This is a genomic window from Pseudomonadota bacterium, from assembly GCA_022361155.1.
GTDB lineage: Bacteria > Myxococcota_A > Polyangia > Polyangiales > JAKSBK01 > JAKSBK01.
In genome coordinates this window covers 1-8,587 of record JAKSBK010000233.1, presented here as the reverse complement: position 1 = coordinate 8,587, position 8,587 = coordinate 1, and the positions used below count along the sequence as shown (strand labels likewise).

Genomic DNA, 8,587 nt, shown 5'->3' with positions numbered 1-8,587 from the left:
TGTCGAAGCCACGATCGAAGCTGAGGATCTCGCGGACGCGATGGTGCGTCATCACGGCCGCGTGCACGGCATCGCGTGCGGATAGCTTGTCCGAGCCCATCAGGATGTCCTTGGCCTGGATGACCAGGCTCCGGTCGATGGTGTGCGGGATTTCGGATACAGGACACTAGTAACGCTTCCCCCGGTGATGGCCGCGTCCGCGGCGTCCGTGATGCCAGCGCCCGTGATGGCTGCGCTGGGCAAGCAGCGCCAGCATGGCGTCCTTGCACTCGGGAGATACCTCCTGGCGCTTTTCGACCAGGCAGGTCATGGCTGCCTTGGGATCCGCTGCGTCCTCGCACAGGGCCTTCACGTCGGGCTCGCATTGCTCGCGTATCTCGCGTGCATGCGTCCCGCGCAGCTCCTTGAGGCGCAGGCGTTGTTCGGGGCTCAGCAAACCTCGGATCCGCAGCATGGTGGAAAGCCGCAGCTTGTGCAGCTGCGACTCGATTCGGCCCAGCTCGGTGGCGGTCTGCATGACGGCGGCCTCGTCCGGCCGTTCTTGATCGAGCAGGCCACGCAGCTGCTTCTTGAGCTCCCAGCGCTTGGCGCGCAATCGCTTTGCTTTGGCCCGGGTTTCTTGCAGCACGTGCTGGGCTCCCGCCTTGGTGCCGGCATCGAGCCCGAGCTTGTCGGCCAAACGCTCGATGTCAGGGCCCTCGGCGTGCTTGTGGCCGCGCCCAAACTGCGCCTGGCTCGTCGCGGCCAGTGCACACGCCACGCACAACGCGCCGGCGAAAGAAAGTCTCTTCAAGATGGTTCTGCTCATGGTTGGTTCTCCCTGGTGCTCGCTGTTCAAAATCACATGCCCTTGGACACGCGAAGTCGGGTTCTGGTTTACCCCCGGGCGAGGCCTTGCCCCGGCGACAAGGCCCTGCCCCGAGCCGAGGCCTTGACCCAAGCCGAGGCCTTAGGAGCCGCGATCCGGGCGCGCTCCGCCCACACGTCCGGTCTGGATAGTTTATTTTTGTCGCGCCTCCTTACCCCAGCTTACCCCCAGCCGAGGCCCTGGGACCTGCTATGCTGCGGCGCCCTTTGAATTAGAACCGCCCTGTCAACCGAAACCGCCCTGTCAACCGAAGCCGCCCTGTCAACCGAAACCGCCCTGTCAACCGAAACCGCCCTGTCAACCGAAACCGCCATGCCTGCCGCACCAGCCTCCGATGTTTCGCGCGAGCCCTTCCTGCGCCAGATAGGCGCTTTTGGTGGGGTCTACTGGGCCGCCAACTGGATGGAGCTCGTGGAGCGTTTCGCCTACTACGGCGTGCGCGTGGTGGTGCCGATCTTCATGGTGCTGTCGCTCGAGGCGGGCGGGCCCGGCTTCAGCTTCAGTGAGAAGGGCGAGCTCTTCGCCATGTGGGCCCTCGTGCAGAGCTTCGTGCCGATTTTCTCCGGAGGCTTCGCGGACCGCTACGGCTACAAGCTCAACATCGCCTGGGCCACGGTGTTCAAGATCATCGGTTACCTGTTGATGGGATTCTGCACGCCGCTGGCAGTCTTGCTGGTCGACGTGCCGCTCGCCGAGGCGCGGGCCCAAGGCAACGACTCGGCCAAGGAAATCTTCTACGCCGGTGCCATGCTGCTGGCATTTGGCACGGCCATCTTCAAGCCCGGGGTGCAGGGGCTGATCGCGAACCGGATGCCCAAGCAATCGGCGTCGCTTGGCTGGGCGCTCTTCTACCAGATGGTCAACATCGGCGGCTTCATGGGTCCCCTCATCGCAGGCTATTTGCGGGTGCTCGAGTTCGAGTACGTCTTTGTGGCCTGTTCGTTCGGCATCGCGCTCAACTTCGTTCCGCTCCTGTTTTTCAAGGAGCCCGAGCACCACGGTGCGCTCAACCAGGCCGGCCCGGCCAAGCTCGTCACGGACGCGCTGCGTGGCCTGCTCGATCCGCGGCTTTTCTTCTTCACGGTCGCGTTCGCCGGTTTCTGGTTGATGTTCTATCAGCTCTTCGACATCCTGCCGAACTTCATCAACCAGTGGATCGACTCGCGCGGCGCCGCCGACCTGCTCGCGAGCGCCTTCGGCGCGGGCAGTGTGCCAACGGTCAACGGCGGTAACCTCACGCAGGAGTGGCTCATCAACCTGAACGCCCTGCAGATCAGTCTGCTGGCCTTCGCTGTGGGCTACCTTACGGGCAAGATCCGATCGCTCACCGCGATCATCGTGGGCATTCTGGTTTCTGCAGTCGGCATCTACATGCTGGGCATGAACATGAGCGGCTGGTGGATTCTCCTGGCCATCGCGGTGTTTTCGTTCGGCGAGATGGCAGCGAGCCCGACCAAGATGCGCTACCTGGCCTCGATCGCGCCCCCCGGCAAGGAGGGCCAGTACATGGGCTACGTGAACATGACGGTGGGCATCGGCTGGTCGGTGGGCTCCATCGTGGCGGGCGACTGGTACGAGAAACACGGCGACAAGATCGAGCTGGCGCGGCAGCACCTGGTCGAGCACGCCGGGCTCGACGCAGGCACGGTCACGGCGCTGCAGCGTGAAAAAGTGATGGACCTGTTCGAGCGCACGCTGGGCGTGGACGGGTGGCAGGCGCGCGAGATGCTCTGGCAGGCCTACGAGCCCTACAGCATGTGGTCGCTCTTCACGGGAATCGGCATCGTGTCGATGCTCGGCATCGTGGCCTACAACTGGCTGCTGCAGCGCGCAGAGGCAGAGCCCGGGCACAGCTTCAACACGCGTGGTCACCTGTGGGTGCGTGCAGCCCTGCTTCCCATCGTTGGTGTCTTCGCGTACGCCTGCGTCGAGCGTTTCTCCCTGGCCCTTTTTCTCTTGGCCTGCATGTTCGGCATGATGCTGGTCGCGTCCTTCTTCCCCGAGCGCCGCAGGCACGACGCCGGCGCGCTGCCGGCGACCCAGCGCTCTTGACGGGTGGAATAGCTCAGGGCGCGGGCCCTTGGGGCGCTGGCCGGACTGGACACGCCGCCCGAATTCGTGCAAGGGATACGGTACCGGAAACACAGCGTGTCTGGCTGTGACGGCTGTCGGTCGGCCCGAGCCCGCCGACAGGGCTCGACAGCGAGCCGCAGCCGCCGCAACAAAAAAGACGAGGAGTGCGCTATGAGCGGGCTACACGGCAGCCATCTGATCGGTGGGGAAGCATCGCGTCAAGGTAAAGAGGAGTTCTTTGCCTTCGATCCAACGACTGGCGCGCGTTTGCCCACGGGTTTCGTCGACGCGACCGAGCAGGAGACCGGGCAAGCCATGAAGCTGGCGCGCGAAGCCGAGCGGCCGCTGAGAGTGCTCGATTCAGGGCAGCGAGCGGCTTTTCTGGAGCGCATCGCGGACGAGATCGAGGCGCTCGGCGATGTGCTGGTCGAGACAACGTCGCGTGAAACCGGGCTACCGAGCCAGCGCCTGCTCATGGAGCGCGGTCGCACCACGAACCAGCTACGCCTGTTTTCGGCCATCGTGCGCGAGGGCTCGTGGGTGGATGCTCGCATCGATCACGCGCAGCCTGACCGCACACCCGTTCCGAAGCCGGATCTGCGCTCGATCAAGCGTGCGCTCGGTCCGGTGGTGGTGTTTGGGGCCAGCAACTTCCCGCTCGCCTTCTCGGTGGCCGGCGGGGATACGGCCTCGGCGATCGCGGCCGGTTGTCCGGTCGTGGTCAAAGCCCACCAAGCCCACCCGGCAACCTCCGAGCTGACGGCCACGGCGGTGTCCAAGGCCGTTGCAGCGTGCGGGCTGCCTCAGGGCGCGTTTTCGCTGCTGCAAGGTCGCAGGGTCGAGGTCGGCCTCGGGCTCGTGGCTCACCCGTTCACCAAGGCGGTTGGTTTCACCGGCTCGCTGCAGGGCGGCCGCGCGCTCTTCGACGCCGCTGCCGATCGCCCCGAGCCCATTCCCGTCTACGCCGAGATGGGTAGCACGAACCCCGTGTTCCTGTTGCCGCGCAAGGTAGCCGATGGCCCCGAGCGGCTCGCCGAAGCGTTGCATGCCTCGGTCACGCTGGGGGTCGGCCAGTTCTGCACCAACCCAGGCGTGGTCGTCACCATGGACGACGACGCGACCCAGAAGCTGCTCGCAAAGCTCGAGGAGCTGACCACGCAGGCGCCCACGGCTGCGATGCTGCACGCCGGCATCCGCACAAGCTACGACGAGCGTTGCCGACAGCTCGCCGGTGTCGCCGGCGTGAGCAGCGTGGCGAGCACGCAGGCCGAGGCGGGCCCGTGCGCGGGCAGGCCGCAGGTGTTTCACGTGGAAGCGGCGACCTTCCAGCAGGAAGGGACCCTGCGCGAGGAGGTGTTTGGACCCAGCACCATCGTGGTTCGCTGCAAGTCCAAAGACGAGCTGCTCGAGGTCGCTCGCGACTTGAGCGGCCAGCTCACCCTGACCATCCACGCCACTGCGCGCGACCTCGAGGAGTTTGGCGAGCTGCCGCAGCTCATCGAGGAGCGAGCCGGCCGCCTGGTTTTTGGCGGCTTTCCCACCGGGGTCGAGGTCTGCCCCTCGATGCATCACGGTGGACCCTACCCGGCGACTACGGACGTACGCTCCACCTCGGTCGGCACGGCTGCGATCGCTCGCTTCGCGCGACCGGTCTGTTTTCAGAACTGGCCGTCCGAGCTGTTGCCCCCCGAGCTGCAGGACAGCAATCCACGCGGGATTCTGCGCATAGTCGACGGCGTCTATCAGCGTTAGGGAGTATTCGCGCGACAGCGCGCCTTGCTGGCCGGGCGCCTCAAAGCCGACCTGGAGATGTTGTTTTGACCCGACGCCTAAGCGAAGTGGCGTGTTTCAGGTGGCCAGGACCAACGTGGGACGGCAGCTCTTGGCGCTGGGTGGTCGTGGTCGTGGTCGTGACCGTGACTATCGACAGAGCTTGGTGAGAATCTCAACGATACGGACGACCAAGTTGCTTGGAATCGCCGGTCTCGGCAGCAGACGTGGTACCGAGGACGTGTCTGACACTGGCTAGGTTGCCTCGTACCGGCCACGGCCACGACCACGACCACGACCACGACCACGACGACCACCACGATGTGCGATCGTCCACGGTCCGGGTGTGCTCAGGCACGCCGCAGCCAGATCAATAGACCTCGTCCGTGATCCTGTAGGGTTATTGAAGACACTCCCTAGTGTCCTGGATCCCTGATTTCGTACACAAGTCTGCGAGCGATTGGCGTCGCTCGGGCTGGGCTACTTCTTGCCCCTGGTGTAGATCGCGAACGCGGCGCCGGTCGGATCCTGGCACTGGGCGATGCGGTCGTCGCCCGGAACGTCCATGGGCCCGTTGAGGATCTTGCCGCCGTGCTGCTTGATGCGCTCCACCGTGGCGTCCATGTCTGCCACGTTGACGTAGTAGAGCCAATGCGGCGGCAAGCCCATCTGCTTGGCCACGTTGCTCATGCCGCCCTTGGTCAGCTCGGCCTCGTCGTGAAACATGAAGTAGGTGCCGGCAGGACCCATGTCCATGGAGCTTCTGTGCCTCCAGCCGAACAGCTCGCTGTAGAATTTCCAGGCTCCTTGGTAGTCGGTGGTGTTGAGCTCGGACCAGCAGAACTCGCCAGGTTGCTCGCCGGCCGATGCCGGCATCTCTCCTTGGGGTTTGTAGATGGCAAACACGGCGTTTTGGGGGTCTGCCAAGATAGCGATGCGTCCCACGTTCGGGATGTCAAAGGGCGGCTTGTAGATCTTGCCGCCCAGCTTTTCGGCCCGGGCGCTCGTGGCATCGGCGTCGGCAACGGTGGTGTAGGCCAGCCAGTGCGAAGGCGCGCCCATCTTGCGCGCCTCGTCGGGCAGCGTCATCACGCCGCCGATCGCACGCTCTCCCACGAGCCACAGCGTGTAAGGGTTGTTCGGATCGGCGTTCTGCCAGGGCTGGGTCTTCCAGCCGATCACCTCGGTGTAGAAGCGAATTGCCGCCTCGGTATCCGTGCTCATGCAATCGTACCAAACGTTTTGTCCTACCGATGTCATGCTGGGTCTCCGTGTTCGGGTTGGTCCATAGGCCGTGGTGCTGTGCCCGCGAGCGCCGCCCGCCAGGGTCCATAGTCCTTCGCAGGCCGCTACGTTACTCTATTTTCGGGCAAGCCCCGCAGGAAAGCTCGGCGCCGGCCGATCGTGACCCCGCTGGACATCCCGGGGTCGAGCGCGCTTTCCTCGGAGCGCATCACGGTGTCTACTGGATCACATGCTTCGCGTACAGTTCATCCACGGTCTCGAGGGCAGTCCGCAGGGCAGCAAAGCCCAGTTTCTGGCGCGTCACTTCGATGCGCGTACACCCGCCATGGACACGAGCGACTTCGAGGTCTGTGTTCGATTGCAGGCGGATTTCATCCGTAGCTTCAAGCCCGAGGTGCTGGTCGGCTCCTCGTTTGGTGGTGCGGTCGCGCTTCGCCTGCTGCGGGACGGCGTGTGGCGCGGACCCACCTTGTTGCTCGCCCAGGCCGGGATCAAGCTGGGTGCCGCCTGCAAGCTGCCCGAAGGAGTCAGGGTCTGCCTGGTGCATGGCCGGCGCGATGACATCGTGGATCCGGCCGATAGCCGCAAGCTCGCGCTGACCGGCACACGGGGCCTGGTACGCCTCGAAGAGGTCGACGATGGGCACCGGCTGCAGAGCCTCGTGAGCAGCAGCCGTCTGGCCGAGCTGGTCCGCGAGCTGGCGCCGCAATGACGCGGAAGCGCGCCGGCGAATCGCATCCACCCTGCGCGGCCGGTCTCGACCAGTTACTCTGTCACGAGCCCTTCGGCGGTGCTGAGGATTCGTGCTTCGATCGGCCATGCGCCTGGCACTGGTGTGCGTGTTAGCCTACGCGGCGATCGCGGTCTTCATGGCTTTGAGCATCGACTCGCTCGTCTTCTTCCCCAGCCGGGATGTGGAAGCGACACCCGCACACGTAGGGTTGCGCTACGACGAGGTGCAGCTTCGAAGCCGGGACGGTGAACGGCTGGGTGCATGGTACGTGCATTCGAGGAGGCCAAGCGAGCTGGCCGGCCGGCCTCCGCCCATGGGCGTAGTCGTGTTCTGCCATGGCAACGCCGGCAACATTTCGCACCGGCTGGAAACGCTCGCCCTGTTGGCAGACCTCGGGCTCGACGTGCTCATTTTCGACTATCGGGGCTACGGCACGAGCACCGGGGTTCCCAGTGAAGCCGGCCTGTATGCGGACGCGGAGGCGGCCTACCACCACGTGCTTCAGGTGCCCGGCCTCGACCCCGGTCGCGTGATCCTGATGGGTCGCTCGCTGGGTGGAGCCGTGGCCATCTGGGTTGCTAGCGAGCACCCCGTGGCGGGCCTCGTCGTCGAGTCGACCTTTACGCATCTGGCGGACGTGGGCCGCCATCATTACCCGTGGCTGCCCGTCAAGCTGCTGGTCGGATCGCGTTTCGCATCCGTCGATCGCATCGCCGGTGTGAAGGTGCCCAAGCTGATGGCGCACAGCCCGATCGACGAGATCATCCCGTACGCACTGGGACGCAGACTGTACGAGGCGGCTCCCGAGCCGAAGCGTTTTCTGGAGCTTTCCGGCGGTCACAACGATGGGGTGTTTGTCACGGGCTCGACGTACGTGCAGGCGCTCGGCACGTTCTTCGACGAGGTGCTCGGCGCTCGAGCCGGCCGGTAGCCGGCTCGCGTCGATGGTGCGATCGTAAACGCAACTACTTGCCGAAGGCTTGACCGTAAAGATCGCGCGCGACCGCCATGGTGCCAGGGTAAGCCACCCCGTAGCCGCCCAGAATCACATCGGTTCTGGAGAGTGGAGCCGAGGGGGATCGAACCCCTGACCTCATGACTGCCAGTCATGCGCTCTCCCAGCTGAGCTACGGCCCCTGGGTGTTGTTGTCACCGGCGCGCGGAGCGGCTGGCATGTAGCATCGGCTTCGGGGGGGTGTCAACGGAGGCTTGTTCGGTCCTCGGAGGGGAACTTACGCGAGAATCCAGGTGGCAGCGTTGTTTGACGCGACGCGCTAGCGCGGGTTTTTTGACCAGCGGCTGGTCGGGCGGCAGCCTGGCAGCATGGCTGGGTTGAGCAGCCGGGCCTCGTTCGGTGCGGGTCGGTTGGCCGGGGTGCTCTGCGTTCGCGTCCTCGCAGCGCTCCTGCGATGCAGGGGCAGGCTCCAGCGGTGGACCGCGGCGCCGCTGCTGTTGCTCGGAGTGCTGGGCTGTCAATCGCTGGCAGAGATCGAGTTGATCGAGCTCGAAGCGATCAAGCCGGATGCGGTGGAGCCGGGGGAGCGGCTGCAGATCCTGGGCGAGGGGTTTGCCTTGGATCGATCCTGCCGGGTGCGCTTCTCGGGCTACGCCGAGCGGAGCGAGGGGGAGGCGGTTCCGGTGTTGTTCGAGGTTGAGGGGCGGGCGCTTTCGCCCAGGGCGGTCGAGGTGCAGGTGGACCCCATAAGCTTTGCTCCGTTGCGGCCACGGGCGGTGTTCGTGGGGGAGGTAAGCGTGCGTTTTGCGGCGCCCGACCGGGGTGTCGAAATTGCCGGCACCATGGGCGATGTTCGGCTCGCTTTTGCTTCCTCGCTGCCGCCGGCCCGCGTCGCATCCGAGATTGACCGCCAGGAGCAGGCCACCCTTACACCGATGCAGCT

Annotated in this window: 7 protein-coding genes and 1 tRNA gene; 5 read left to right on the top strand and 3 right to left on the bottom strand. The window is 65.2% G+C overall.

The features are described 5' to 3' along the window. Positions 1-166 precede the first annotated feature (166 nt). The gene (locus tag MJD61_08920) at positions 167-808 is read right to left on the bottom strand and encodes a periplasmic heavy metal sensor (GenBank protein MCG8555392.1); all 642 of its coding nucleotides are present in this window, start codon (positions 806-808) and stop codon (positions 167-169) included. A 372-nt stretch (positions 809-1,180) separates the two neighbouring features. Between MJD61_08920 and MJD61_08915 the strand changes: the two genes are divergently transcribed. Continuing rightward, entirely contained in the window at positions 1,181-2,920 is a 1,740-nt protein-coding gene (locus tag MJD61_08915) for an MFS transporter (GenBank protein ID MCG8555391.1), read from the top strand. Between the two features lie 192 nt (positions 2,921-3,112). Further along, a complete protein-coding gene (locus MJD61_08910; protein ID MCG8555390.1) occupies positions 3,113-4,693 on the top strand; it encodes an aldehyde dehydrogenase (NADP(+)) in 1,581 nt (526 codons plus the stop codon). Between the two features lie 498 nt (positions 4,694-5,191). On the opposite strand, the gene MJD61_08905 is transcribed toward MJD61_08910, so the two are convergent. Further along, positions 5,192-5,971 carry a VOC family protein gene (locus MJD61_08905; protein ID MCG8555389.1) on the bottom strand — a complete coding sequence of 260 codons (780 nt, stop codon included), beginning with the start codon at positions 5,969-5,971 and terminating at the stop codon, positions 5,192-5,194. A 214-nt stretch (positions 5,972-6,185) separates the two neighbouring features. Here MJD61_08905 and MJD61_08900 point away from each other — a divergent pair, with 214 nt between their 5' ends. Both MJD61_08900 and MJD61_08895 read left to right on the top strand, forming a co-directional pair. After that, positions 6,186-6,668, top strand: a complete 483-nt coding sequence (locus MJD61_08900; protein ID MCG8555388.1) for a hypothetical protein — start codon at positions 6,186-6,188, stop codon at positions 6,666-6,668. Positions 6,669-6,774: 106 nt separating this feature from the next. Then, complete coding sequence (locus MJD61_08895) at positions 6,775-7,620, top strand: alpha/beta hydrolase (protein MCG8555387.1); 846 nt, start codon at positions 6,775-6,777, stop codon at positions 7,618-7,620. A gap of 133 nt (positions 7,621-7,753) precedes the next feature. Here the strand turns inward: MJD61_08895 and MJD61_08890 are convergent. After that, a tRNA-Ala gene (locus MJD61_08890) sits at positions 7,754-7,826 on the bottom strand. A gap of 186 nt (positions 7,827-8,012) precedes the next feature. Here MJD61_08890 and MJD61_08885 point away from each other — a divergent pair. Then, the coding region (locus MJD61_08885) for a hypothetical protein (GenBank protein MCG8555386.1) at positions 8,013-8,587 on the top strand (575 nt) is incomplete at its 3' end.

What these genes read in the sequence shown, in the direction of transcription:
- MJD61_08920 (MCG8555392.1), bottom strand. Translation starts at nt 808, where the DNA reads ATGAGCAGAACCATCTTGAAGAGACTTTCTTTCGCCGGCGCGTTGTGC.
- MJD61_08915 (MCG8555391.1), top strand. Translation starts at nt 1,181, where the DNA reads ATGCCTGCCGCACCAGCCTCCGATGTTTCGCGCGAGCCCTTCCTGCGC.
- MJD61_08910 (MCG8555390.1), top strand. Translation starts at nt 3,113, where the DNA reads ATGAGCGGGCTACACGGCAGCCATCTGATCGGTGGGGAAGCATCGCGT.
- MJD61_08905 (MCG8555389.1), bottom strand. Translation starts at nt 5,971, where the DNA reads ATGACATCGGTAGGACAAAACGTTTGGTACGATTGCATGAGCACGGAT.
- MJD61_08900 (MCG8555388.1), top strand. Translation starts at nt 6,186, where the DNA reads ATGCTTCGCGTACAGTTCATCCACGGTCTCGAGGGCAGTCCGCAGGGC.
- MJD61_08895 (MCG8555387.1), top strand. Translation starts at nt 6,775, where the DNA reads ATGCGCCTGGCACTGGTGTGCGTGTTAGCCTACGCGGCGATCGCGGTC.